General features: G+C 68.8%; 24 protein-coding genes. 11 read left to right on the top strand and 13 right to left on the bottom strand.

Annotated features, from left to right (window positions below; translation table 11 throughout):
* Positions 1–38: 38 nt before the first annotated feature.
* From ntrC to dusB, 3 genes are all read right to left on the bottom strand, one after another.
* Positions 39–1490 (bottom strand): nitrogen regulation protein NR(I), encoded by a 1452-nt coding sequence (ntrC, locus tag VFQ64_RS09375; RefSeq protein WP_325103023.1) that lies wholly within the window; start codon positions 1488–1490, stop codon positions 39–41.
* Positions 1487–2521 carry a two-component system sensor histidine kinase NtrB gene (locus VFQ64_RS09370; RefSeq protein WP_325103022.1) on the bottom strand — a complete coding sequence of 345 codons (1035 nt, stop codon included), beginning with the start codon at positions 2519–2521 and terminating at the stop codon, positions 1487–1489. Before VFQ64_RS09370 ends, ntrC begins: the two co-directional genes overlap by 4 nt.
* Before the next feature lie 106 nt (positions 2522–2627).
* Positions 2628–3626 (bottom strand): tRNA dihydrouridine synthase DusB, encoded by a 999-nt coding sequence (gene dusB / locus VFQ64_RS09365; RefSeq protein ID WP_325103021.1) that lies wholly within the window; start codon positions 3624–3626, stop codon positions 2628–2630.
* 67 nt (positions 3627–3693) lie between these two features.
* Between dusB and VFQ64_RS09360 the strand changes: the two genes are divergently transcribed.
* Genes VFQ64_RS09360 through VFQ64_RS09350 form a run of 3 tightly spaced genes read left to right on the top strand, consistent with a single transcriptional unit; the run spans position 3694 to position 5836 of the window.
* Entirely contained in the window at positions 3694–4824 is a 1131-nt protein-coding gene (locus tag VFQ64_RS09360) for a bifunctional 2-C-methyl-D-erythritol 4-phosphate cytidylyltransferase/2-C-methyl-D-erythritol 2,4-cyclodiphosphate synthase (RefSeq protein WP_325103020.1), read from the top strand.
* Entirely contained in the window at positions 4821–5321 is a 501-nt protein-coding gene (locus tag VFQ64_RS09355; RefSeq protein WP_325103019.1) for a hypothetical protein, read from the top strand. Before VFQ64_RS09360 ends, VFQ64_RS09355 begins: the two co-directional genes overlap by 4 nt.
* Positions 5318–5836 (top strand): CinA family protein, encoded by a 519-nt coding sequence (locus VFQ64_RS09350; RefSeq protein ID WP_325103018.1) that lies wholly within the window; start codon positions 5318–5320, stop codon positions 5834–5836. The genes VFQ64_RS09355 and VFQ64_RS09350 overlap by 4 nt, the downstream gene beginning before the upstream one ends.
* On the opposite strand, the gene VFQ64_RS09345 is transcribed toward VFQ64_RS09350, so the two are convergent.
* Complete coding sequence (locus VFQ64_RS09345) at positions 5782–6255, bottom strand: type II toxin-antitoxin system RatA family toxin (protein WP_325103017.1); 474 nt, start codon at positions 6253–6255, stop codon at positions 5782–5784. The genes VFQ64_RS09350 and VFQ64_RS09345 overlap by 55 nt on opposite strands.
* Positions 6248–7168, bottom strand: a complete 921-nt coding sequence (gene lipA / locus VFQ64_RS09340; protein ID WP_325103016.1) for a lipoyl synthase — start codon at positions 7166–7168, stop codon at positions 6248–6250. Before lipA ends, VFQ64_RS09345 begins: the two co-directional genes overlap by 8 nt.
* A gap of 52 nt (positions 7169–7220) precedes the next feature.
* On the opposite strand from lipA, the gene VFQ64_RS09335 reads away from it, so the two are divergent.
* On the top strand, positions 7221–7850 hold the full coding sequence (locus VFQ64_RS09335; RefSeq protein WP_325103015.1) for a carbonic anhydrase: 630 nt from the start codon (positions 7221–7223) through the stop codon (positions 7848–7850).
* 139 nt (positions 7851–7989) lie between these two features.
* Here VFQ64_RS09335 and VFQ64_RS09330 read toward each other — a convergent pair whose 3' ends face one another.
* Positions 7990–9375, bottom strand: a complete 1386-nt coding sequence (locus tag VFQ64_RS09330; RefSeq protein ID WP_325103014.1) for an APC family permease — start codon at positions 9373–9375, stop codon at positions 7990–7992.
* A gap of 117 nt (positions 9376–9492) precedes the next feature.
* Between VFQ64_RS09330 and VFQ64_RS09325 the strand changes: the two genes are divergently transcribed.
* Complete coding sequence (locus VFQ64_RS09325) at positions 9493–10188, top strand: PspA/IM30 family protein (protein WP_325103013.1); 696 nt, start codon at positions 9493–9495, stop codon at positions 10186–10188.
* Here VFQ64_RS09325 and aspS read toward each other — a convergent pair.
* Positions 10185–12005 carry an aspartate--tRNA ligase gene (aspS, locus tag VFQ64_RS09320; protein WP_325103012.1) on the bottom strand — a complete coding sequence of 607 codons (1821 nt, stop codon included), beginning with the start codon at positions 12003–12005 and terminating at the stop codon, positions 10185–10187. The two genes, VFQ64_RS09325 and aspS, sit on opposite strands and share 4 nt — an antisense overlap.
* A 96-nt stretch (positions 12006–12101) precedes the next feature.
* Here aspS and rnd point away from each other — a divergent pair, with 96 nt between their 5' ends.
* Together rnd and VFQ64_RS09310 are read left to right on the top strand one after the other, a co-directional pair.
* Positions 12102–13286 carry a ribonuclease D gene (gene rnd, locus VFQ64_RS09315; RefSeq protein ID WP_325103011.1) on the top strand — a complete coding sequence of 395 codons (1185 nt, stop codon included), beginning with the start codon at positions 12102–12104 and terminating at the stop codon, positions 13284–13286.
* Entirely contained in the window at positions 13286–13552 is a 267-nt protein-coding gene (locus VFQ64_RS09310) for an I78 family peptidase inhibitor (RefSeq protein ID WP_325103010.1), read from the top strand. Before rnd ends, VFQ64_RS09310 begins: the two co-directional genes overlap by 1 nt.
* Here the strand turns inward: VFQ64_RS09310 and VFQ64_RS09305 are convergent.
* Genes VFQ64_RS09305 through VFQ64_RS09290 form a run of 4 tightly spaced genes read right to left on the bottom strand, consistent with a single transcriptional unit; the run spans position 13549 to position 19129 of the window.
* Positions 13549–15045 carry a Ppx/GppA family phosphatase gene (locus VFQ64_RS09305; RefSeq protein ID WP_325103009.1) on the bottom strand — a complete coding sequence of 499 codons (1497 nt, stop codon included), beginning with the start codon at positions 15043–15045 and terminating at the stop codon, positions 13549–13551. The two genes, VFQ64_RS09310 and VFQ64_RS09305, sit on opposite strands and share 4 nt — an antisense overlap.
* A gap of 22 nt (positions 15046–15067) precedes the next feature.
* Positions 15068–17233, bottom strand: a complete 2166-nt coding sequence (locus VFQ64_RS09300; protein ID WP_325103008.1) for an RNA degradosome polyphosphate kinase — start codon at positions 17231–17233, stop codon at positions 15068–15070.
* A complete protein-coding gene (locus tag VFQ64_RS09295; protein WP_325103007.1) occupies positions 17230–17838 on the bottom strand; it encodes an HdaA/DnaA family protein in 609 nt (202 codons plus the stop codon). Before VFQ64_RS09295 ends, VFQ64_RS09300 begins: the two co-directional genes overlap by 4 nt.
* 46 nt (positions 17839–17884) lie before the next feature.
* Positions 17885–19129 carry a heavy-metal-associated domain-containing protein gene (locus VFQ64_RS09290; RefSeq protein ID WP_325103006.1) on the bottom strand — a complete coding sequence of 415 codons (1245 nt, stop codon included), beginning with the start codon at positions 19127–19129 and terminating at the stop codon, positions 17885–17887.
* Between the two features lie 65 nt (positions 19130–19194).
* On the opposite strand from VFQ64_RS09290, the gene purM reads away from it, so the two are divergent.
* The 4 genes from purM (at position 19195) to VFQ64_RS09270 (ending at position 21928) form a co-directional block, all read left to right on the top strand.
* Complete coding sequence (gene purM / locus VFQ64_RS09285; protein ID WP_325103005.1) at positions 19195–20298, top strand: phosphoribosylformylglycinamidine cyclo-ligase; 1104 nt, start codon at positions 19195–19197, stop codon at positions 20296–20298.
* A 150-nt stretch (positions 20299–20448) separates the two neighbouring features.
* The gene (gene purN / locus VFQ64_RS09280) at positions 20449–20958 is read left to right on the top strand and encodes a phosphoribosylglycinamide formyltransferase (RefSeq protein WP_325103004.1); all 510 of its coding nucleotides are present in this window, start codon (positions 20449–20451) and stop codon (positions 20956–20958) included.
* On the top strand, positions 20955–21332 hold the full coding sequence (locus tag VFQ64_RS09275) for an MmcQ/YjbR family DNA-binding protein (protein WP_325103003.1): 378 nt from the start codon (positions 20955–20957) through the stop codon (positions 21330–21332). Before purN ends, VFQ64_RS09275 begins: the two co-directional genes overlap by 4 nt.
* A complete protein-coding gene (locus tag VFQ64_RS09270; RefSeq protein WP_325103002.1) occupies positions 21329–21928 on the top strand; it encodes a hypothetical protein in 600 nt (199 codons plus the stop codon). Before VFQ64_RS09275 ends, VFQ64_RS09270 begins: the two co-directional genes overlap by 4 nt.
* Here VFQ64_RS09270 and VFQ64_RS09265 read toward each other — a convergent pair.
* The gene (locus tag VFQ64_RS09265) at positions 21925–22443 is read right to left on the bottom strand and encodes a GNAT family N-acetyltransferase (protein WP_325103001.1); all 519 of its coding nucleotides are present in this window, start codon (positions 22441–22443) and stop codon (positions 21925–21927) included. The two genes, VFQ64_RS09270 and VFQ64_RS09265, sit on opposite strands and share 4 nt — an antisense overlap.
* A complete protein-coding gene (gene ndk, locus VFQ64_RS09260) occupies positions 22443–22865 on the bottom strand; it encodes a nucleoside-diphosphate kinase (RefSeq protein WP_325103000.1) in 423 nt (140 codons plus the stop codon). Before ndk ends, VFQ64_RS09265 begins: the two co-directional genes overlap by 1 nt.
* Positions 22866–22875 lie beyond the last annotated feature (10 nt).

Genomic DNA, 22875 nt, shown 5'->3' with positions numbered 1-22875 from the left:
GATCTCTGAAGAGCCTCTTTCCCCTGAGCAGGCGGGCGTCACGTCCCGCTGGCATCCGACCGCACAGCAATACGAAGCGCGTCTAGGCGCTTTCTCAAAGTATTTCGGTTGAGGCCCAGCGCGCGCGCGGCGCGGAGTTGGTTGCCGGCGTGTCGCGCCAGCATCGCCTCGATCAAGGGACGTTCGACTTCCGCGATGACGCGTTCGTAGAGCGTGCCGTCGTCGAGCGCGCCGGCTCGTTCGCGGGCGATCCGCTCGATCAGGGCACGGACGGAGACGGCCATGCCGGGGTCGGGCAAACCGGCATCCCTGCCGGCGCCGATGATCGCGTGAACGGCGTCCCCTTCGATCACCTCGTCGCGCGAGAGCACCGCGAGCCGGCGCATCAGGTTTTCGAGCTCGCGGACGTTGCCAGGCCAGTCATAGGCGGCGAGCGCGTCGACGGCCCCGGCGGACAGCTGGCGACGGGGCAGGCCTTGCGCCGCGGCGTTGTCCAGGAAATGACGCGCGAGTAGCGGTACGTCCTGGCGGCGCTCGCGCAGCGAGGGTAGCTGAATGGGGACGACGTTCAGCCGGTAGAACAGATCCTCGCGAAATGCTCCGCTGGCGACCTGCACGGCGAGATCGCGGTTGGTGGCGGCGACGATGCGGACGTCTGCGCGGATCGCGCGGGTGCCGCCCACGGTGCTGAATTGGCCCTGCTGAAGTACACGCAGCAGCCGGGTCTGCGCCTCCAGCGGCATGTCGCCGATCTCGTCCAGGAAGAGCGTCCCCCCAGCCGCCTGTTCGAAGCGCCCGGCGGTGCGCTGCGCAGCGCCAGTAAAAGCGCCGCGTTCATAGCCGAACAGCTCCGCCTCGATCAGCTCGCGCGGGATCGCGGCCATGTTGATCGCCACGAACGGCGCGGCGCGGCGGGGGCCGAGGTCGTGGATGGCGCGCGCGACCAGCTCCTTGCCGGTGCCGGACTCGCCGGAGACGAGCACGGTCAGGTCGTTGGCAACCACACGGGCAATGATGCGATAAACGTCCTGCATAGCCGGCGAGCGGCCGATCAGCGGCAGCGCCCGGTCGTGACCGGCCTCCTCCTCCCCTTCCCCGCTGGGCGCCGCGATGCCGCCGCGGGCAAGCGCGCCTGCCACGGCCTGGGTCAGGGCATCGAGGTCGAAGGGCTTGGGCAGATATTCGTACGCGCCGGCTTCTGTCGCCCGCACCGCGGTGATGAGCGTGTTCCGCGCGGAAAGGACGATCACGGGGAGTGCTGGGTGGCGCTCCGCGACGATGGCGAGGTGATCGAGGCCGTTGCCGTCTGGCAGCACGACGTCGGTGACGAGCACGTCCGGCGTTGCGGCGGCAAGCGCCCGATCGGCGGCGGCGAGGCTGTCGGCGGTGACGACCTCGTGCCCGGCCCGGCGGAGCGCCTGCGCCACCACTGTGCGGATCGCGGCGTCGTCATCCACCACGAGGACTGTGCTGCGCTTGCCCGCGCTCATGCGGGCGCCCGAGGAAGAAGCAGGCGCAATACGGTCTGCTCGGGCGACCCCTCTCGCGCATATTGGACCGTGCCGCCCATATCGCGCATCAGCTTGTCTACCAGCGCGAGGCCAAGCCCCTGTCCCTCCGGGCGGCCGGACACGAACGGGTCGAACAGGTGGTCGGCGATGTCGGCGGGGGCGCCGGGGCCGTTGTCGAGCACGCAAATCTCGATCGGTAGCGGCCGGCGCGGGCGGCCGAGGCCGGCGCTCACCGCCATGCCATGGCGGTAAGCGGTGGTGATCGCGAGCCGCGGCCGGGGCGTGTCGCGCGCCGCTTCGCAGGCGTTCTTGAGTAGGTTGAGCAGGATCTGCGTCATGGCGTCACGGTTGACGAGCGCGGCAGGCAGCGAGGGGTCGAACCGCTCTTCGATCGGCACGGCGCGTGCGAAGCCGGCGCACGCGAGGCTGCGGGCGTGGTCGAGCAGAGGATAGATGTTCGCCGACTCCACCGGCAACGGGCGCGTGTCGCTGAAGTCCTGCATCCGATCGATCAGCGCGGCGATCCGATCCACCTCGTTGACGATCAGCTCGGGCAATTCGCCCGCGCCGATGAGCTGCGCGGCGCCACGGATGCCCGACAAAGGGTTCTTTATCTCATGCGCGAGCATCTGCGCGGCACCTATTGCGGCGCGGGCGCCCGCCGCGCGGTTGGCGGAGTGGCCGAGGCGGCGGGCGGCGGCCTCGTGAAGCGTGATCAGCCGCCAACCGGGATGATCCGGGAGCCGTGCCTCGTGGAAGTCGACGCGCAGCCGCCCGCGGGGCGTCGTGATTTCGGTGTCATAAGCCGCAAAGGCGTGACCATCGCGAGGAGCGCCTTGATCGGGCGGCGGCATGATCGCGGCGAGGGGCTGGCCAACCATCTGGCGTTCGGAGGTGTTGAGAAGCTGCTCCGCCAACGCGTTGGCATGGGCGATTCGGTCGCTCGGGTCGACTGCAATGGCCGCGACCGGAAGAGCCGCGAAGAAGTCGGCGAAGCCTGGCTGGGTCATCCGAGCCCGACCTCCCGATCTCCGCCCTGGCCAGGCAACGCATTCATCCGCAGCCCTGCCCCTCCCCTGACCCGCGGCGGAGGAGCAGGTGGGCTCTGCGGTCGATTCACGCGGCGGCGCGCTCGAGCCAGGGCGCATAGAACTCCGCCAACATCGCTCGAACGCGGTTGGGATCAGGTTCCTGGTTGGCGGCGTTGCGGAACTCGGCCGAGCCCGGCAGGCCCTTGGTGTACCAGCCGATATGCTTGCGCGCCATGTTGACGCCGGTGACGATGCCATAGTGGTCGAGCATCGCCTCGTAATGGACAGCGATGGTGCGGTATTGTTCGTCGATCGACGGGTCCGGCACGCGGCGGCCGGTGCGCAGACCCTCCATAACCTGACCAAGCAGCCAGGGGCGACCATAGCTGCCGCGGCCGATCATCACGCCGTCCGCGCCGGACTGGTCAAGCGCGGCCTCCGCATCCTCCAGCACGCAGATATCCCCGTTGACGATCACCGGCACCGTCACCGCCTGCTTGACTCGGCGGACGAAGCCCCAGTCGGCCTTGCCCTTGTACATCTGGTTGCGGGTGCGGCCGTGGACGGTGATCATCTTCGAGCCAAGGTCGACCGCGATCCGCGCGAGCTCGGGCGCGTTCAGACTGTCATGGCACCAGCCCATCCGCATCTTCAGCGTGACCGGAACGGAGACCGCCTTCACCACGCCACCGACGATCGCGGCCGCCAGCTTCAGGTCGCGCATCAGCGCGGAGCCGGCGTCGCCGCTGGTCACCTTGCGCACCGGGCATCCCATGTTGATATCGATGATCGCGGCGCCGCGATCCTCGGCGAGCCGCGCCGCTTCTCCCATCTCGTACGGAGTGCAGCCGACCAGCTGCATAGACACGGGTTCCTCCGATGGATCCCAGGCCAGCTTCTGGAGCGACTGCCGCGTTTCGCGGATCGCGGCCTGGCTGGCGATCATCTCCGTGACGTTCAGGCCGGAGCCATAGCGGCGGACGAGTTTGCGGAACGGCAGGTCGCTGACGCCGGTCATCGGCGCCAGGATGACCGGGCTGTCGATGCGGACGGGGCCGATCTGGAGAGGAGCTAGAATGCGCATGTGCCTGAAAAACGGGCACTAGGCGCGTAGGCTGGTGCTGGCAAGGTCGACCGGCTAGCGACAAGCGATGACTGCCGCCCTGATTGTCGCCGCCGGAACCGGGAGCCGTGCCGGGGGCGACCTGCCCAAACAGTTCCAGTCGCTCGCGGGCAAGCCGATGCTGGCGCATTCAGCCGCTGCGTTTGCTGCGCACCCCGGCATTTCCGAGGTCGTGGTAGCAATCGCCCCGGGTCAGGAGGCTCTGGCACGGGCTGCTATCGGTGACGTGCGATGGGTGATCGGCGGAGCGACTAGGCGCGAGTCGGTTGCGAACGGCTTGGCGGTGGTCGGCTCGGCGCGGGTGCTGGTCCACGACGCGGCTCGACCCTTCGTCCCTGACGCTGTGATCGGCCGCGTGTTGGCGGCGCTGGACGGAGCGCCGGGAGCGACGCCGGTGCTGGCGGTGGCGGATACTCTGGCGCGGGGCGACGCGGTACTCGGCGACACGGTGGGACGGAACGAACTGTGGCGTGTTCAGACGCCGCAGGGTTTCGATACCGCCATGCTGCGCCGCGCCCATGCCGCCTGGGATCCGCGCGAGGAGGCGACCGACGATGCCCAGATGGTCCGGCGGCTTGGCGAGGCCGTGGCGATGGTGCAGGGTGACCCGATGCTCGACAAGGTGACGCATCCCGAGGACTTCGCTGGGGCCGAGGCGCGGCTGCGATCGGAATGGCGCTCAGCCACTGGCTTCGACGTGCATCGCCTCGAGACGGGCGAGGAATTGTGGCTGGGCGGCGTGCTGGTTCCGCACGACAAAGGCTTGTCAGGGCATTCGGACGCCGACGTGGTGCTGCACGCGCTGACCGACGCGCTGCTCGGCACGATTGCGGCGGGCGACATCGGCACCCATTTCCCGCCGAGTGACCCGCAATGGAAAGGGGCAGCGTCGCATCACTTTCTCACCCATGCGGCGGCACTGATCGCAGCCAGGGGTGGCGAGGTCAGCTTCGTCGACCTGACCCTGATCTGCGAGGAACCCAAGATCGGGCCGCACCGCGCGGCCATGCAGGCGCGGATCGCGGCGCTGCTCGGGCTGGCGGCGGAGCGGGTCAGCATCAAGGCAACGACGACGGAGCGGCTGGGTTTTACCGGGCGTGGTGAGGGGATAGCGTGCCAGGCATCTGCGACGGTGCGGCTGCCGGGAGGAATGCGATGAAGCTGCTGGCGATGTTCGCGGCACTGGCGGCGCCCCTGCAGGCGCAGCGGCCGTGCCTGACCGCGAGCGAGGCGGAGGCGCTGGCGGCCGTGGCGCTGCCCGACATCCTGCGCCAGACCGGCGTGACCTGCGCGGCGCGGTTGCCGGCCACCAGCCTGCTTCGACGCCCGCAGAGCCCGCTGCTCGGGCGCTACGAGGCCGAAGCCGAACGCGCTTGGCCGGCGGCACGGGCGGCGCTGGGCAAGCTGGTCGATCCGGCGGCGCAGGCGCTGCTCGGCTCCGACTTCGCGCGACCGGTGCTGACGACGATGGTTACGCCGCTGATCGTCGGGCGGATCGCGGTCAAGGATTGCGGCACGATCGACCGGCTGGTGACGCTGCTGGAGCCGCTGCCGCCCCGCAACACCGCCGGCGTGGTCGTCGCGACCGTACGTCATCTGCAGAAGCAGCCCGCCAACGCCAAGGGGCCGGTCGGGGCGCTGCCGCTGTGTCCATGACGGACACGCTGCTGCCCGCAGAGTTGGTCGACGCCGCGCGCCGGGTACTGGACGCCAATCGGGCCGTCGGCCGGCGGGTTGCGGTGGCCGAGAGCTGCACTGGCGGGCTGGTGTCGGCGGCGCTGACCGAGCTGCCCGGCTCGTCCGACGTATTCGAGGCAGGCTTCGTCACCTATTCGAACGAAGCCAAGGGATCGGTGCTCAAGGTCAGCGGTGATGTGCTGGAAACCTTTGGTTCCGTGTCGGTCGCGACGGCCTGGAGCATGGCGCAGGCGGTGCTGAACGCGACGGCGGCCGATGTGGCGGTGGCGATCACCGGCGTCGCCGGCCCCGGCGGCGGCAGTGAGCGCAAGCCGGTGGGAACCGTGGTGTTCGCGCGCGCGGAGCGCGACGCCGATCCGTCCGATGTCCACGCCGAACGCAAGACGTTCCCCGACACCGGTCGGGGCGGGGTCAGGCTTCAGGCGGCGCTGTGCGCGCTGGAGCTGCTGATGCCACCGTCCACCTTGCCGTAGAGCTGCGCGGCGCGGGTTTCGAACGCGCCGATCATCTTGCGCAGCGCAGCGCCGAACACCTGCCCGGCCAGCATCTCGAACACGCGGTTCTTGAATTGGAAATCGACCGCGAAATCGACCGCGCACCCCTGCCCTTCCGGCCGGAAGGTCCAGTCGTTGCGGAGGTATTTCAGCGGCCCGTCGACATAATCGACATGGATGCGCCGCGCGCGTTCCTTCTCGACGCGGCTGGTAAAGGTCTCGCGCAGCCCCTTGAACCCCACGATCATGTCGGCGAGCGTTTCCGTGTCCGTGTCGCGCCGAACGCGCATCGCGGTGACCCAGGGCAGGAACTCGGGATAACGCTTCACGTCGGCGACCAGGTCGAACATCTGCTCCGCCGAATACGGCAGATGCCGCGTCTCGCGATGCTCAGGCACGGGCGAGCTGTGCCTCGCGCGCCGCCCGCATCTTCGCGAAGTCGTCGCCCGCGTGGTAGCTCGATCGCGTCAGCGGCGAGGCGGCAACGAGCAGGAAGCCCTTGGCCCGCGCGATCGCGGCATAGGCGTCGAACGCCTTGGGGCTTACGAACTCCGCGACCTTGGCGTGGCGTGGGGTGGGTTGGAGGTATTGCCCCATGGTCAAAAAATCGATGTCCGCGGAGCGCATGTCGTCCATCACCTGATGGACCTCCAGCCGCTGCTCGCCGAGCCCGGTCATCACGCCCGATTTGGTAAAGATCGACGGGTCATGCCGCTTGACGCTCTCCAGCAGCCGCAGCGAGGCATAGTAGCGCGCACCTGGACGGATGGTGGGGTAGAGCCGCGGCACCGTCTCCAGATTGTGGTTGTAGACGTCTGGTCCCGCCTCGACGATCGACTCGACCGCGGCCTGCGCCTTGTTGCGGAAGTCCGGCGTCAGGATCTCGATCGTAGTCGACGGCGTGTTCCGGCGCAGCGCCTGGATTACCTTGACGAACTGCGACGCACCGCCGTCGGGCAGGTCGTCGCGATCGACCGAGGTGACGACGATGTGCTGGAGGCCGAGCTCGGCGGCGGCCACCGCCACATGCTCCGGCTCGAGCGGGTCAACCGCGCGCGGCATCCCGGTCTTGACGTTGCAGAAGGCGCACGCCCGTGTGCAAGTGTCCCCCAGGATCATCACCGTGGCATGCTTCTTGGTCCAGCACTCGCCGATGTTGGGGCACGCCGCCTCTTCGCACACGGTGGCAAGGCCGAGCCGGCGCATCAGCTTGCGGGTCTCGCCGACGCCGACGCTGGTCGGCGCCTTGACGCGGATCCAGTCGGGCTTGCGCTGCCGGACCGGGTTCGCCACCGGGAGGGTCTCACTCATGCCCGCGCAGATAGCGAGCATGGGGCGGTTAAACAACGCAGGGGTAACAGGGGTGACGCTCTTCAGCGACATGATCGACGGCTATTACCGATTCCGAGGCAATGAATGGCTGGAGGAGCGCGAACGCTGGCAGGAGCTGGCGAGCGGCCAGGCGCCCAAGGTGATGGTGATCGCCTGCTCCGACAGCCGCGTCGATCCGGCGACGATCTTCGGCAGCCGACCAGGCGAGGTGTTCGTGGTGCGCAACGTGGCCAATCTGGTTCCGCCCTACGAGATCGGCGGGGGCCGCCATGGCGTTTCTGCGGCGCTGGAGTTCGCGGTGACCAAGCTGGGGGTCGAGGAGATCGTGGTGCTGGGCCATGGTGCATGCGGCGGCGTCAATGCGGCACTGACCCGCAGCCTTGCCGATGCCGAGGTCGGCGAAGGAGGGTTCGTCGCAAACTGGATTTCGCTGCTCGACGCCGCGCGCGAGCGGGTGGTGGCGGAATACGGCGTCGGCGAGGACGGACAGCGGATGCTGGAGCAGGAGTCGGTGCGGGTCTCGATCGATAATCTGCTGACCTTCCCGTTCGTGCGCGAGCGGGTGGATGCCGGGACGCTGACCATCCATGGCGCGGTCTTCGCGATCGCGGACGGAAAGCTGCGGGTGCTGGGTGAGGACGGGCTGTTCGAGGCGGCGTGAGCTGAGCCCCCCATCTTCCCGGGCGCAGGCCGGGTCCAGTTGCGAACTGCTGTTTGGTGATCGTCGCCCAGTGCATCTTCATCCGTGGCGACTGGACCCGGCCTGCCCGGGGAGGGTAGCTGGCGGCGCTAGGTGTTCACTAATCCGGAACCTGCACCGTCCACTCGCCCCGCCGTCGCAACACCAGCCAGTAGTAGGACGCCGCCACCGCAATCTGGGCGACGGTGGCGATCAATGCCGGGCGGCCCGTCTCCACGTCGAGCCAGTTGGTCCAGGCGATGTAGACCAGCGCCGCGATCGTGATCAGCGGCCAGAGCGGGTACAGAGGCATCCGGTAGCGGGCATGCGCGCTGGCGCCGGTGCGGCGGCCGATCATCACCGCCACCGCGATCCCGGCGTAGATCGCGACCAGCCCGGTGCCGCTCCACACCTCAAGACTGGCCTTTGGCAGGAAGCAAAGCGCCATACCGGCCGCCCCGATCAGCAGCGTGCCCAGCCACGGCGAGCCGAAGCGCGGGTGCAGCGTCGTCAGCCAGCCGTCTAGCGGACGCCCCCAGCTACGATCACGGCCGGTGCCATAGAAGAAGCGCGCGCAGGCGAGCACCCAGGCGATCAGCGCGTTGACGATCGCCAGCGCCACACCGACCGCGACCCACTTCGCCAAGCCCTCGCCGCCCAGGCGCGCGACGGAATCGCCGAACGGGTTGTCGCTGGCGAAGGTGGCGGCGAGATCGGGCGCGGCGATCAACAGCGCCAGCAGCGGCAGGCCCTCCAGCGCGAGGGTTATCACCAGGGCGAGGATGATGGTGCGTGCGATCCGCGCAGGCGCCTCACGCATCTCCTCACCGAAATAGACCGCCGCGCCATAACCGTTGAGCGCGAAGATCGCGATCGACGTGGCCACTCCGATCGACGCCATACCGGTCGGCGCGAGGCCGGCCGCCCCCGGCGCGACCGGCGCGGCAAGGAAGTCGCTAGGCGACCGGATCGCGTCGCCGAAGCCTAGCCAGACGACGGCGACCAGTGCCAGCACCTCGAGCAGGAGAAAGCAGCCGGTGATCGTTGCGTTGATCCGGATGTCGAACAATCCGACCAGGGTGCAGGCGGCGACCACCACTAGCGCGACGGGGACCGTCGGCAGGCCGGGGATTACAGCGGACAGCACCGCGCTGATCCCGAGTCCGGCGACCGGGAGAAAGATGAGGTTGTTGAAGACGTTGACGCCAAGCATCACGAAGCCGGCGAACGGGCCCATTGTTCGCGCCACCATGACGTATTCGCCGCCCGCGACCGGCCAAGCGGAGGACAGCTCAGCATAGATGAAGGCGGTGGCGACGCAGACGAGTGCCGCGATCAGGAACGCCCAGATCGCGCCGGTGCCGGCAATGCCGATCATGTCCGGGAGAAAGACGAAGACCGACGAGGCGGGGGTGGTCACCGACAAGGTCAGGAACAGCACGCCCAGAACGCCCAGCGAGCGGACGAAGGGCGCCGGGGTAGCCGGTTGTAACTGCCCGTCCTGCATCGCGCCCCCGATAACCGGCCTTTGTGTTGGCATGGTTAAGAAGCTACGCCTAGCCGCCGCTTTACCGATGGGTAACGGGCCGCTCGCTAGTGTCGTGCGAGATATGGGGGAGCCGGAATGAGCGAATCGATCTTCGTGCGGGTGCAGCGCGTGGTGTCGGCAGGGGTCGGCAGCGCGGTCGAGACGGTCGAGCGGGCCAGCAGCACCGGCCTGATGCGCGACGCCATGCGCGAAGCTGATCGGGCGATCGACCGGCTGGTGACCGAGCGCGAGGCGGCGGAGGCGCGCGCGCGCAATGCCGAGGCACGCGTGGCGGCGATCCGGCGGGAGCTGGCGAAGCTGGATGAACAGGCGCGCTTCGCGGTCGGCAAGCAGCGCGACGATCTGGCGGAGGTAGCGGTGACGCGCCAGGTCGAGCTGGAGGACCAAGTCGCGCAGCTGGAGGCCTCACGGAGCGAGGCGCTGTCGGACGCCGAACGGCTGGACGGCGTCGCCGCCGGTCTTCGGGTGCGGCGGCAGCAGATGAAGGAGGAGCTGGCCGCCTTCCGCTCTGCCGAGAGCGCTGCGGCGGCCGTGGATGACGTCGCAATGCCGATCGACCTGCGCATGGCCCGAAAGGTGAGCCGCGCCGAGGAGGCGTTCGAACGCGCGATGGAGGAAGCCGGCGGCGCCACCGGCCGCGCCCGGACCGACGATCCAGATGCCGTCGCGGACATCACCGCGATGCAGAAGCAGGAGGCAGTCGCCGCCCGACTCGCCGCGCTGAAGGGCGGGACGCCGCGCAAAGCGGGCGGCAAGGCAGCGCGAGACTAGCTCGCGCTCGGCGCCACCGTAGCCGTCGTCGCTTTGACCTCGGCTGTGCTGCGCAGGTTGAGTTCCTTGAGCTGCTTGGCGGAGACGAAGCTGGGGGCGCCCATCATCAGATCCTCGGCGCGCTGGTTCATCGGGAACAGCACCACCTCGCGGATGTTGGGTTCGCCCGCGAGCAGCATCACCATACGGTCGATGCCCGGGGCGGAGCCGCCATGGGGAGGCGCGCCGTATTTAAAGGCGTTGATCATGCCGGCGAAGTTCTTGTCGACATCGTCGCGGGTGTAACCGGCGATCTCGAACGCTTTGTACATGATCTCGGGCCGGTGGTTACGGATCGCGCCCGACGACAGCTCGATGCCGTTGCAGACGATGTCATATTGATAGGCGAGGATGTCGAGCGGATCCTTTGTCTCCAGCGCCTCCAACTCGCCCTGCGGCATCGAGAAGGGATTGTGGCTGAAATCGACCTTCTTGGCGTCGTCGTCATATTCGAACATCGGGAAGTCGACGATCCAGCAGAACTCAAAGCAGTTGGCGTCGATCAGGCCGAGCTGCTCGCCAACGCGGGTGCGCGCGAGGCCGGCGAGCTTGGCCGCCTGCCCTTCCTTGCCGGCGGCGAAGAACAGCCCGTCGTCGAGTCCGAGGCCGATTGCGTCGGCCAGCGCGTCCATCTTGTCCGCGCCATGGTTGTTGGCGATCGGTCCGCCCCAGGTGCCGCCTTTGCGCGTCGCATAGCCGAGGCCCGCGAACCCCTCGGATTGCGCCCACGCGTTCATGTCGTCGAAGAACTTGCGGCTCTTGCCGGCGGTGTTGGGGGCGGGGATGGCGCGGACGACATCGCCGGCCTCGACGATCGACGCGAAGCGGCCGAAGCCTGAGGCGCGGAACTGCTCGCTCACGTCGCTGATGAGGATCGGGTTGCGCAGGTCGGGCTTGTCGTTGCCGTACTTCAGCATCGCCTCGCGGAATGGGATGCGGCGGAACGGGAGGGCCGAGACTTGCCGTCCCCTACCCTGCCAGTCGGCGAACTGCTCGAACAGGCCGTGGAGGACCGGCTCGATCGCGGCGAACACGTCCTCTTGCGTGACGAAGCTCATCTCGAAGTCGAGCTGGTAGAATTCGCCGGGCGAGCGGTCGGCGCGCGCGTCCTCGTCGCGGAAGCAGGGCGCGATCTGAAAATAGCGGTCGAAGCCCGCGACCATCAGCAGCTGCTTGAACATCTGTGGCGCCTGCGGGAGCGCGTAGAACTTGCCGGGGTGGACGCGGCTCGGGACGAGGTAGTCGCGCGCGCCCTCAGGACTGGACGCGGTCAGGATCGGGGTCTGAAACTCGAAGAACCCCTGGTCGATCATGCGCTGACGGATCGCGGCGATGACCTGCGACCGCAGCATGATGTTGGCGTGGAGGCGCTCGCGACGCAGGTCGAGGAAGCGGTAACGGAGGCGAATGTCCTCCGGATACTCGGCGTCGCCGAACACGGGCAGCGGCAGCTCGTGGGCCGGCGACTGGACCAGCACCGCGTCGGCTACGACCTCGATCTCCCCGGTTGCGAGGTTCGGATTGGCCTGCCCCGCCTCGCGTACCACCACTTCGCCGGTGACCGTGATGACGCTTTCGATCCGCAGCCCCTCGAGCAGCTCCAGCACAGCGCTGCCCGACTTGGCCACGACCTGCGTGATGCCGTAATGATCGCGCAGGTCGATAAAGAGCACTCCGCCGTGATCGCGCTTGCGGTGGACCCAGCCGGATAGGCGTACGGTCTGGCCGACGGTGGCTGCGTCAAGCGCGGCGCAGGTGTGGGTACGATAGGCGTGCATGAGCGCGGGTCTTCCGAGCGGCTGTGAAACGAAGGCGCGGCCGTCCCCTCCCCTCCCCGCTTTGTCAACCCGAGCGCGCGTGGCTATGGCGCCGCCATGCACATCCACCCGCTGGTCACCGACTCCGCCACGCTCGCCAATCTCTGCGCCCGCTGGGCCGAGGCCGACTTCATCACCGTCGACACGGAGTTCATGCGGGAGAACACCTTCTACCCCGAGCTCTGCCTGATCCAGGTGGCCGACGTGAACGAGGCGGCGGCGATCGATCCGATGGCGCCGGGCATCGACCTGGCTCCGCTGCTGGAGCTGATGACTGCCAACGACGACGTGCTGAAGGTCTTCCACGCGGGCGGGCAGGATCTGGAGATCGTCTACAACCTGACCGGCAAGACGCCGCATCCGCTGTTCGACACGCAGGTCGCGGCGATGGCGCTCGGGCAAGGCGAGCAGATCGGCTATTCGAACTTGGTCGACAGCTGGCTTGGCGTCCAGATCGATAAGGGCGCGCGCTTTACCGACTGGGCGAAGCGACCGCTGGAGCCGCGTCAGATCGAATACGCGATCGGCGACGTGACGCATCTCGCCGCGATCTTCCCCAAGATGCTGCAGCGGCTGAAGAAGACCGGGCGCGGCGGCTGGCTGGACCAGGAGATGGAGCGGCTGGGCGATCCCGCCAACTATGCCAACGACCCGGAGCAGGCCTGGAAGCGCGTGCGCGCGCCGAGCCGCAAGCCGGACGTGCTCGGCCGCGTCAAGGCGATCGCGAAGTGGCGCGAGCTGGAGGCGCAGGGCAAGGACCTGCCGCGCGGGCGGATCATGAAGGACGAGACGCTGGCGGACATCGCCGGACATCCGCCGCGCAAGCAGGCCGATCTCGCCAAGGTGAGGGGGCTGTCGGCGGGGTGGGCCGGGAACGAGATCGGCGCGCGGCTGATGGCGGCGCTGGCAGACGCGCAGCCGCTGAGCGACGACGAGCTGCCGCCGCGCGACGACCGCAAGCCCGGGCTGGGCAAGGACGGCGCTTTGGTCGCGGACCTGCTCAAGCTGCTGCTCAAGATCCGCTCGCGCGACATCGACGTGGCGTCCAAGCTGCTGGCGCGGAGCGAGGAGCTCGAGCTGCTGGCGGCAGGAGTGCGCACCGGGCTGCCGATGCTGGAGGGCTGGCGTTACGAGCAGTTCGGGCGCGACGCGGTCGATCTGGTCGAGGGGCGGCTGGCGTTTGCGGTGGTCGGCGGCAAGCTCAAGATGACTCGGTCGGTGGACGTGGAGGAGATGGCGTGATGCTGTGGCTGTTGGTGCTGGCGGCGATGCCGCAGGAGGAAGTGGGGCCGCAGGAGGACGCGGGTGTCTGTGCGGCGGGCCAGGCGGAGGTGCTGGTCGGCGAGCGGTATCGACGCGGCGTGCCGACGCGGGCGAAGCGGCTTTCGGGCGCACGGACGGTCCGCGTGATGTGGCCGGGCCAGATGGTCACCATGGATTTCCGCGAGGATCGGATCAACGTGCGGGTCGACTACCGCCGCCGGATCGTCGCGGTTCGCTGCGGCTAGACGCCAAGGACGGCCGAACGGTTTAGGAAGGTCGCCAGCGCGGAGTGCCGGCGCTCGACCATTTCGCCGTAGAGTGCGCGGTCCTCCGGCGCCAAATGAAGGGTGATGGTGTCCTCATCGGACGACAGGCGCGAACGCCGCAGCGGGCCAGCAAGGCCGCCGCTGAGGCGCTGGCCGAGACGGATCGCCAAGCCCCATGCGATGGCGCGGTCGAGTTTCTCGCGCGGTGCGAGCGCGAGCAGCGGCGCGGGGATACCGTTGCCGCCGAGGCTGGCATGCAGCGTCTGCGCCATCTGCGCGCGGCCGGTGGCGTCGACACCGACCCAGTTGCCGTGCAGCGCGACTTCGAACCCCAGCTCGGCTCGGAAATCGGGGTTGGCGCGCCAACCCACATCGGCGAGCTGGCACGCAGCGTTGCGGATGCGCGCGGCGTCGGGTTGGTCGCGGTCGAACAGCGGTGCCAGCCAGCGGTCGAGCAGATCGCCATGTTCGGGGAAGCGCCCTGCCCTGCGGCCCTCGTCGCGTGTGGCCACCGTCAACGGATCCTCGGCGCGGGTCGGGGCGTCGAGCTCTTGGAAGAGCAGCCCCTCGCGCAGGCCATAGGCGGAGACGATCGTGCTAATGCTGCCGAGATGACGGAGCAGTAGGGTCAGGATCGCGGCCGCATCGCTCAACGTCGAAACGCGGCCGGCAGAAAGGCCGGGGGTCGCTCGTAGTTGGCTACGCGATGCCTGCGCGATGGTGCCGGTCAAGCCCTCGATGCGCTCGGCGCTCATGCAATAGCCGTGGATGATCGGGAGCGGGTAACCAGTCAGGCCCATGTCCAACCGGGCCAGCGCGCGCCAGGAACCGCCGACGAGATAGAGGGGCAGCCCCTTGCCCTTGCCCGTCCAGCCGGCCTTGTCGATCGCGCGGGCGACCTGCTTGTTCAGCGCGTCGTCCCCCTTGGCTCGAATCGCGGCGAGCCGCAGAACGCCGAGCGGAAAGGAGACGCGATCGCCGGGCTTGCCCTTCCTGACGCGCACCAGCTCCAGGCTGCCTCCGCCGAGATCGCCGACGATTCCGTCCGCCTCGGGAAACGCGGAAAGCACGCCGTAGCCGGCGGCGAGCGCCTCCTGCTCGCCCGACAGCAGCTCGACGGACAGGCCGGCGGCTTCTGCATGGGCGATCAGCTCGGGCCCGTTGGCCGCGTCTCGCACGGCGGCGGTGGCGACGGTGCGCAGCCGCGTCACCTCCATCTCGCGGGCCAGACGCGCGAAGCGCGACAGCGTGGTGCGGGCGAGCGCCATGCCCTCCGGAGCGATCGTCCCGGTGGTGGCGAGGCCGCGTCCGAGACCGGCGAGCACCTTTTCATTGAACAGCACGGCAGGCAGGCGTGGCGAGCCCTGATAGACGACCAGACGGATCGAGTTCGACCCGATGTCGATAATCGCGGTGCGGGGTTCGTCCGACGATCGCGTGAGGACGCGCGTGAGCGGAGCGAGGAGGTTCATCGCGCGGATCGGCAGCCGTTGGTCAAACGCCGCGCCTCAGCGACAGCGTCGGCACTTCTTCGCCGTCCTCACCCGCGGCGCCGCGTCCCGAAAGCGATGGGTTGGTCATGAAGTAGCGGTGCAGATTGAACGGGCGTTCGCCCGGCGTCACCCGCGTATAGTCGCCATCGGGGCCAAGCACCCAGCTTTGTTCGTCGTCGATCAGGCTGGCGACCATGACCTGGTCGAGGATCTGCTCGTGAACGGTGTCGTTTTCGATCGGGAGCATGTATTCGACTCGGCGGTCGAAGTTGCGCGGCATCCAGTCAGCGGACGAGATGTAGAGGCCGGCTGTCTCGTTGGGCAACTTCGCGCCATTGCCAAAGGCCCAGATGCGGCTGTGCTCCAGGAACCGGCCGACAATCGACTTGACCCGGATGTTCTCGGACAGGCCGGGCACCTGCGGGCGCAGGCAGCAGATGCCGCGGATGATGAGCTCCACCTCCACCCCGGCGCCGCTCGCCTCGTAGAGCTTCTCGATCACCGCCGGATCCACCAGGCTATTCATCTTTGCCCAGATGCCCGAGGGCTGGCCGGCGCGGGCGTGGGCGATCTCGGCGTCGATCAGCGCCGTCAGCCGGTGGCGCATGTCGCGCGGGCTGAGGCCCAGCTTGGTCAAGTTGGTAGGTTCGACATAGCCGGTGATGTAGTTGAACATCTGCGCGGCGTCGCGCCCGGTCGCCTGATCGGCGGTGAAGAAGCTCAGGTCGGTATAGATGCGGGCCGTGACCGGGTGATAATTGCCGGTGCCGAAATGGCAGTAGGTGCGGAAATAACCGCCCTCTCGCCGGACGACCATCGCACATTTGGCATGGGTCTTCCAGTCGATGAAGCCATAGACGACCTGCACCCCTGCCCGCTCCAGCGCCGAGGCCCAGGCGAGGTTCTGTTCCTCGTCGAAGCGCGCCTTGAGCTCGACCACCGCGGTCACCGACTTGCCGGCCTCCGCCGCGGCGATCAGTGCGGCGATGACCGCGGATTGCTTGCCGGCGCGGTAGAGCGTCTGCTTGATCGCGACGACGTCAGGGTCGGCGGCCGCCTGTTTCACGAAAGCGACGACGACGTCAAAGGTCTCGTACGGATGATGGACGACGATGTCCTTGGCGCGAATCGCCGCGAAACAGTCGCCACCATATTCACGGATGCGCTCGGGGAAGCGCGGCGTGAAAAGTGGGAATTTGAGGTCGGGGCGATCCTGATCGACCAGTGCCTCGAGATCGGCCAGCCCCAATAGCTGGCCTGATTCGGTGATGATCGCGCTGGCGCCGCCCAGCTCCTCGCGGAGTACCGCCGCCAACGTGTCGGGGGTGCCGGTCTCAAGCTCCATGCGGATGACACGGCCGCGGCGGCGACGCTTGATGGCATTAGCAAAGTAGCGGACCAGATCCTCCGCCTCCTCCTCCAACTCGATGTCGCTGTCGCGCAGCACGCGGAAGGTGGCGGCGGCGTCGATCGCATAGCCGGGGAACAGCAAGGGCGCGAACCGCTTCAATGCGGCCTCGATCGCAACGAAGCGCGCGGGTTTGCCCGGCAGCCGCACGAAGCGCGGGGTGGCGGTGGGAAGCATCACCAGCTCGCGAATCTGCGCTCCGTCCGATGCGCGGGTGAGATCGAAGATCACCGACAGCCCGCCGTTGGGGATGAACGGAAACGGGTGCGCGGGATCGAGCGCCTGCGGAGTGAGGGTCGGAAAGACTTGGTCGCGAAGATGCTGTTCCAGCCAATCGGACGCCTCGTCGTCGATCTCGTCGCGGCGCAGCACCAGCAGCCCCGCTTCGTCCAGCGCATTGCGTAGGTCGCCCCAGACGCGCTGCTGCGAGGCCATCAACCGGTCGGCCTCGGCGGTGATGGCGGCGAGCTGCTGGCTGACCGTCAGCCCATCGGCGGAACGGTGGTCGACGTCCTGAAGCTGCTGCCCCTTCAGCCCGGCGACCCGGACCATAAAGAACTCGTCGAGGTTGGAGCCGGAGATCGACAGGAAGCGCAGCCGCTCGAGCAGCGGGTGCGCCTCGTTGCAGGCTTCCTCCAGCACGCGTCGGTTGAAGGCCAGCCAGGAGAGCTCGCGATTGAAATAGCGGTCTCCCCCGGTGCCCGCGAACGCCGCCTCGCCGGGCTCGGACAGGCGCTTCAGGGTCGTGGCCTCCTTCATGCTTCCTCCGCCGACGCGACCAGCCCGGCCGCCGCGAGCACAGTACGCGCGAGCGGCACCGATAGCCGCTTGCGGGTTTCCAGTAGCTGCTGATCAAGCGCGTCGACGGCGCGCAGGACGGCGATGTGACTGCGCTCCAACCGCGGGACCAGCCAGTCGAGAAGGTCGGGCCGCGCATCAAGGCCGCGGCGTTCGAACTGCGCTGCCAGTAGCGCGCGCACGAGCTGGTCGTCGGGGGGACCGATCTCTGCAACGATGCCAGCGGCGAGGCGGGAGCGAAGGTCGGGCAGCTGGATGTCCCAGGCGGGGGGCGGGGTGTCGGCGACGATCACCAACGGGCGGCGCGCGATCTGGGCGCGGTTCCAGGCATGGAACAGGTGCTCTTCGGGCGCGCTCTCGGCATCGTCGATAACCGAGCCGCCGCTCTTCGCCGCGAACAGCCGCGCAAGCAGGCTGCGTCCCGACTTGCGCGGGCCGACGAGCAAGGCGGTCATCACCGGCCATGCGCCCCAGTGTTCGAGCAGGTGCGCCGCGCGGGCGTTGGACGCGGTGACGAGGAAGGCATCGTCGCGCGCTCGCGGCGGCCAGCCGAGCGGCAAACCCATCTGGCCGCTCATGGCGACGGGGCGATCTGTCCGCCGGATCGCCTCATCACTCGCTCGGCGCGCTGTCCGGGGGGATATCCGGCGGCAGCAACTGCGGCGCGCGGCGGATGCGCAGCGTCGTGCCGCTGCCGATCACCTGGAAGCCGCGGGCCTCCAGCGCCGCGCGCAAGGCGGCAGGATCGCCGTCGAACGCCACGCGCATCAGCGACACGCCGCCGAGTGCCAGGCTGGTGGTGCTGGCGGAGCGGACCCCGGCGACCCCGCGCAGCGATGATTCGGTGTTTGCCACGGACGAGGCGGTGGGCGAGTCGTACTGGATCGTCACCGCCACACCCTGCCCAGCCAGCGTCGGTGTCGACGTTTCCTCGACGGTGTCGCTCTCCTCGATCAGATCACCGACCTCATCGGTCGGCACCGGAGCAGGCTGCGGCGGCGGCCGCAGCGCCGGATCGGTCGACAGGGCGCCGGCCGACAGGGCGCGGCCGTACAGCTCGTCCATGCGCTTGACGCCGGCATCGAGCAGCTGGGGGATGCCGTCGCTCGAATTGACGCGCAGCGTGAAACTGTCGAGCAGATCGCCGTCTGGGCCGTGGCGCGCCTGAAAGACGCCGATCACCGGCCCACCCGGCCATTGCCGCGTCAGCCGCACCGAAGGTACCAGGATGTCGGACGCACCGTATTGATCGAGCAGCCGCCGCCACCAGGTGCGCCCGCGGCGCTGCGTCTGCCCATAGTTGAGTAGCAGCGAATCCGGGCCGGTGCCGGCGACGCGGACATAGTCGATCGCGCTGTTGCCGGTACGGTAGCGGGCCCAGGCCGCCTGCCACTCGGTCCGGCGCTCCATCGCCTGCGCGACCCCGCCCGAATGTTCGATCGGGATGACGAGCATCGGCGCGGACCGCGCAGCCTGATCGACGATGCCAAGCAGCGCCGCCGTGCGGGCACGATTGAACAGCACACCCAACCGGGCGATGTACCGGGTCGGGCCGATCTGTTCATGCTCGACGACGATGCCGGAGACGAGCTGGTCGAGCGTCGCGTCGCCGACCGCGCCACCACCGCCGCCGAGCCGCTTGGACAGCTGCACCCATGCCTTGCGCTGTGCGCTGCGCCAGCCGCCATACCGCGCCTCGTCGGGAGTCTTTGCAGCAACGTCGACGGTGACGCCGTTGACCTCATAGGACGACGTGCTCGCGACCGGTACGACGCCGCGGTCGCTGCCCTCGATCTGGGCAAAGGCGGCGGCGGCAATGGCGGCACCGGCGAGGAGAATGGGAACGCGGATACGCATCGGGCTTCTGCCTAGGCGAAGCGGCGGTGGAAATCCAAGCGGGTTTCGGGCTAGGCGGCTCAGCCATGAGCGACGACCGCCGCACCGCACCCTATAGCTATGCCGATGCGGGGGTCTCCATTGCGGCAGGCAACGCTCTGGTGCGCGCCATCGCACCATTGGCACGGGCCACGCGGCGCGCGGGCGCGGACGCGGAGCTGGGCGGTTTCGGCGGCGTGTTCGACCTGAAGGCGGCCGGGTTTACCGATCCGCTGCTGGTCGCGGCCAACGATGGCGTCGGCACCAAGCTGAAGTTGGCAATCGAATGGGACCGGCACGACGGGGTGGGCGTCGACCTGGTCGCAATGTGCGTCAACGACCTGATCGTGCAGGGCGCGGAGCCGCTGTTCTTCCTCGACTATTACGCCACGGGCCGGCTGAATGCAGCGGTGGCGGAGCGGGTCGTCGCCTCTATCGCGGAGGGGTGCAAACTCGCCGGTTGCGCGCTGATCGGCGGCGAGACGGCCGAGATGCCGGGGATGTACGCCGCCGGAGATTACGACCTGGCGGGCTTTGCGGTCGGGGCGGTCGAGCGGGACCGGCTGCTGACCGGTGCGACCATCGCGCCGGGTGACGTGCTGCTGGGGCTCGCCTCGACGGGGGTGCATTCCAACGGCTTCTCGCTGGTGCGCAGGCTGGCCGCGGACAAGGGCTGGCGTTTGGACCGACCGGCGATCTTCAACCCCGACCGGCTGTTGATCGACACGCTCATGGCGCCGACCCGAATCTATGTGGCGTCGCTGCTGCCACTGCTGCGCGCCGGGCGGATCAAGGGATTGGCGCATATCACCGGCGGCGGATTGCTGGAAAATGTGCCCCGGGTACTGCCGGCGGAGTGCCACGCGGTGTTGGACGCGGACCGCTGGACGCTGCCGCGGCTGATGGGCTGGCTGCAGGCGCAGGGCGCGATAGAGCCTGAGGAGATGGCGCGGACGTTCAATACCGGCATTGGCATGGTGGTGGTGCTCGCGCCCGACGAGGTGGATGGGGTTACCGAGGCGCTGATCGCGGCGGGTGAGACGGTGTTCCGGATCGGCGGCGTCGAGGCGGGCGAGCGGGGCTGCACCGTGCGGGGGTCGGCGGAGACCTGGAGCGCGCGGGAGAGTTGGCGTGCGACGCATGGGGTTTAGGCACCCTCCCCGGCGGACGCCGGGGCCCGGTCGGCCGAGCCGGGTTCTCGTCACCAGCCTCAGCCGGATGACCAGCATCCGGGCCCCGGCGTTCGCCCGGCAGGGTGCCAGGTGAAGGTCGGCATCCTGATTTCCGGGCGGGGGTCCAACATGCAGGCGCTCGTTGAGCGCGCAGACGGCTACCGCGTCGCGCTGGTCGCTTCCGACAAGCCCGAAGCTGCCGGGCTGGCTTGGGCGCAGGAGCATGGACTCGCTACATGGGCCTTGTCACCGAAGGGGATCGGCAAGGCGGCGTACGAGGAGCAGCTCGATGCCGCGTTGCGCGAGGCGGGTGCGGAGGTGATCGCGCTGGCCGGATACATGCGGCTGCTGTCGGACGCGTTCGTGGCGCGGTGGCGCGGGCGGATCGTCAACGTCCACCCTTCCCTGCTGCCCAGATACAAGGGGCTCGACACCCACAGCCGCGCCATCGCCGCGGGCGATGCGGAAGCGGGGTGCTCCGTGCACCTGGTGACGGAGGAGCTCGACGGCGGCGCGGTGCTGGGCCAGGCGCGGGTGCCGGTGCTGCCGGGCGATACGCCGGATACGCTTGCCACGCGCGTGCTGGTGGAAGAACATCGGCTCTACCCCCGAGTGCTGGCGGAGTTCGTGACGCAATGAGCCCAGACTATCCCGCCGACCTCGCACGGCTGCGCGCAATCGCGCTGAAGCTGCCGGAGACGGCAGAACGGCTGTCGCATGGCTCGCCGGGGTTCCACATCGAGAAGGGCAAGTTCTTCGCCTATATCTGGCACAATCATCACGGCGACGGCGAGACGGCGGTGATCGTCAAGACAGCGGGGCGTGACGAGCAGGCGATGCTGATCGAGCACGATCCGGACTTCTACTACTCGCCGCCCTATCTCGGGCCATCGGGCTGGGTGGCGATGCGCATCGGGGCCGCGGACACCGACTGGGACCGGGTCGGCGAGCGGGTCGCGATGAGCTGGGAGCTGGTGGCGCCGCGGGGGCTGCTGGAGGCCGGCGGACGATGAGCGAACCGGGACGCGAGACGACCGAGCAGCGCACCCGGCGGCGGCGCTGGCTGACGCTGGCGGAGCTCGTCGCGGTGGCGAGCGTACTGATCGGCGCGATCGGGCTGTACCTCTCCTGGTCGGATCGGCGGGAGAGCGCGGCGGAGCGCGCGGCGGCGGTGGCCAAGGAGGCGAAGGTGCAACGGATCGTGCGGCTGGAAGGCACGGTGTCGAGCGGCGGCGAGACGCTGACGCTGGCCGATGCGACGCACAAGATCGAGTCGGTCGACGTCCGCTTCCCGGCGGGGCTGGGCGTGACGCCACGCGACGGCGTGCCGCAGCCGCGGATCGAGGCGGACTGGTTCCGCTCCGCGCTGCTCAAGGCGACCGATGGCGGGCGCGACGACGCGGATGGGCGGCTGCCGGTGCTGGTGACCGCCTATTGGTGGGACGCGGACGTGAAGCGCAGCGACCGGGCGATCTATGATGTGGCGTGGCGGACGCGGGGCGGCGGCATGTTCGCGGGGCGCTCGCTCGACCTGACCGGGCTGGTGCTCCGCGAGCGCGGCGGATCGGCGCAGCGGCTCGACGCGCTGTGGAGCCCGCCGAAACGCTAGATAGCGCGGGCGAGGATGAAGTCTTGGTTGGGCGTATCGCCGACCACGAAGATGCGCTCGCCGATCACCGCGAAACCCTGACGCTCGTAGAAGGTGTGGGCACGGTGGTTGAGCTTGTTCATGCCGAGCAGCAGCCGTTTGGCGCCGAGGCCGCGCGCGTCCTCGATCGCGCGCGTCATCAGCGCCCATCCCAGCCCGGTGCCGTACGTGGTGGCGAGCGCATAGATGCGGCGGAGCTCCAGATCGTCGGGGCCGACCCCGATCGGCAGGTCGGGCGGCGCCAGCAGCGTGAAACCGACCGGCGCGCCGCCGTCCGGATGCTCGGCAACGGTCAGCACGACGCGGGGATCGGCCGCGAAACCCGCATAGGCGTCGGCGCCGTTCCTGCCGCAATGCGCGACGATATCGCGGCCGGGCAGCATGCCGGCATAGGTCTCCAGGAACGTCGAGCCCGAGACCAGCGCCACGGCGGCGGCGTCGTCGGGCCCTGCCCGCCGCAGCCGCCAGTCGGGCATCAGCCGACGATCTCTTCGGGCTTGAAGAAATAGGCGATCTCCGTCGCGGCGTTCTCGTCGGAGTCCGAGCCGTGGACCGAATTGGCCTCGATCGACTCGGCCAGCTCCTTGCGGATCGTGCCGGGCTCCGCATTGGCGGGATTGGTGGCGCCCATCACGTCGCGGTTGCGCTGCATCGCGTTCTCGCCCTCCAACACCTGCACGACCACCGGGCCGGAGATCATGAAGGAGACGAGGTCGTTGAAGAACGGCCGCTCCCGGTGGACGGCATAGAAGCCCTCCGCCTGCTCGCGGGTCATCTGGATGCGCTTGGAGGCGACGACGCGCAGGCCGGCTTCCTCCAGCATCTTGGTGACCGCGCCGGTCAGGTTGCGGCGCGTGGCGTCCGGCTTGATGATCGAAAAGGTTCTGGTCGCGGCCATGACGGACACG

Source organism: Sphingomonas sp. (assembly GCF_035714405.1).
GTDB lineage: Bacteria > Pseudomonadota > Alphaproteobacteria > Sphingomonadales > Sphingomonadaceae > Sphingomonas.
The sequence above is the reverse complement of the archived record's forward strand: the minus strand, read 5'-3'. Positions and strand labels throughout refer to the sequence as shown.

What these genes read in the sequence shown, in the direction of transcription:
- ntrC (WP_325103023.1), bottom strand. Translation starts at nt 1,490, where the DNA reads ATGAGCGCGGGCAAGCGCAGCACAGTCCTCGTGGTGGATGACGACGCC.
- VFQ64_RS09370 (WP_325103022.1), bottom strand. Translation starts at nt 2,521, where the DNA reads ATGACCCAGCCAGGCTTCGCCGACTTCTTCGCGGCTCTTCCGGTCGCG.
- dusB (WP_325103021.1), bottom strand. Translation starts at nt 3,626, where the DNA reads ATGCGCATTCTAGCTCCTCTCCAGATCGGCCCCGTCCGCATCGACAGC.
- VFQ64_RS09360 (WP_325103020.1), top strand. Translation starts at nt 3,694, where the DNA reads ATGACTGCCGCCCTGATTGTCGCCGCCGGAACCGGGAGCCGTGCCGGG.
- VFQ64_RS09355 (WP_325103019.1), top strand. Translation starts at nt 4,821, where the DNA reads ATGAAGCTGCTGGCGATGTTCGCGGCACTGGCGGCGCCCCTGCAGGCG.
- VFQ64_RS09350 (WP_325103018.1), top strand. Translation starts at nt 5,318, where the DNA reads ATGACGGACACGCTGCTGCCCGCAGAGTTGGTCGACGCCGCGCGCCGG.
- lipA (WP_325103016.1), bottom strand. Translation starts at nt 7,168, where the DNA reads ATGAGTGAGACCCTCCCGGTGGCGAACCCGGTCCGGCAGCGCAAGCCC.
- VFQ64_RS09330 (WP_325103014.1), bottom strand. Translation starts at nt 9,375, where the DNA reads ATGCAGGACGGGCAGTTACAACCGGCTACCCCGGCGCCCTTCGTCCGC.
- VFQ64_RS09325 (WP_325103013.1), top strand. Translation starts at nt 9,493, where the DNA reads ATGAGCGAATCGATCTTCGTGCGGGTGCAGCGCGTGGTGTCGGCAGGG.
- aspS (WP_325103012.1), bottom strand. Translation starts at nt 12,005, where the DNA reads ATGCACGCCTATCGTACCCACACCTGCGCCGCGCTTGACGCAGCCACC.
- rnd (WP_325103011.1), top strand. Translation starts at nt 12,102, where the DNA reads ATGCACATCCACCCGCTGGTCACCGACTCCGCCACGCTCGCCAATCTC.
- VFQ64_RS09310 (WP_325103010.1), top strand. Translation starts at nt 13,286, where the DNA reads ATGCTGTGGCTGTTGGTGCTGGCGGCGATGCCGCAGGAGGAAGTGGGG.
- VFQ64_RS09305 (WP_325103009.1), bottom strand. Translation starts at nt 15,045, where the DNA reads ATGAACCTCCTCGCTCCGCTCACGCGCGTCCTCACGCGATCGTCGGAC.
- VFQ64_RS09300 (WP_325103008.1), bottom strand. Translation starts at nt 17,233, where the DNA reads ATGAAGGAGGCCACGACCCTGAAGCGCCTGTCCGAGCCCGGCGAGGCG.
- VFQ64_RS09295 (WP_325103007.1), bottom strand. Translation starts at nt 17,838, where the DNA reads ATGGGTTTGCCGCTCGGCTGGCCGCCGCGAGCGCGCGACGATGCCTTC.
- VFQ64_RS09290 (WP_325103006.1), bottom strand. Translation starts at nt 19,129, where the DNA reads ATGCGTATCCGCGTTCCCATTCTCCTCGCCGGTGCCGCCATTGCCGCC.
- purM (WP_325103005.1), top strand. Translation starts at nt 19,195, where the DNA reads ATGAGCGACGACCGCCGCACCGCACCCTATAGCTATGCCGATGCGGGG.
- purN (WP_325103004.1), top strand. Translation starts at nt 20,449, where the DNA reads ATGCAGGCGCTCGTTGAGCGCGCAGACGGCTACCGCGTCGCGCTGGTC.
- VFQ64_RS09275 (WP_325103003.1), top strand. Translation starts at nt 20,955, where the DNA reads ATGAGCCCAGACTATCCCGCCGACCTCGCACGGCTGCGCGCAATCGCG.
- VFQ64_RS09270 (WP_325103002.1), top strand. Translation starts at nt 21,329, where the DNA reads ATGAGCGAACCGGGACGCGAGACGACCGAGCAGCGCACCCGGCGGCGG.
- VFQ64_RS09265 (WP_325103001.1), bottom strand. Translation starts at nt 22,443, where the DNA reads ATGCCCGACTGGCGGCTGCGGCGGGCAGGGCCCGACGACGCCGCCGCC.
- ndk (WP_325103000.1), bottom strand. Translation starts at nt 22,865, where the DNA reads ATGGCCGCGACCAGAACCTTTTCGATCATCAAGCCGGACGCCACGCGC.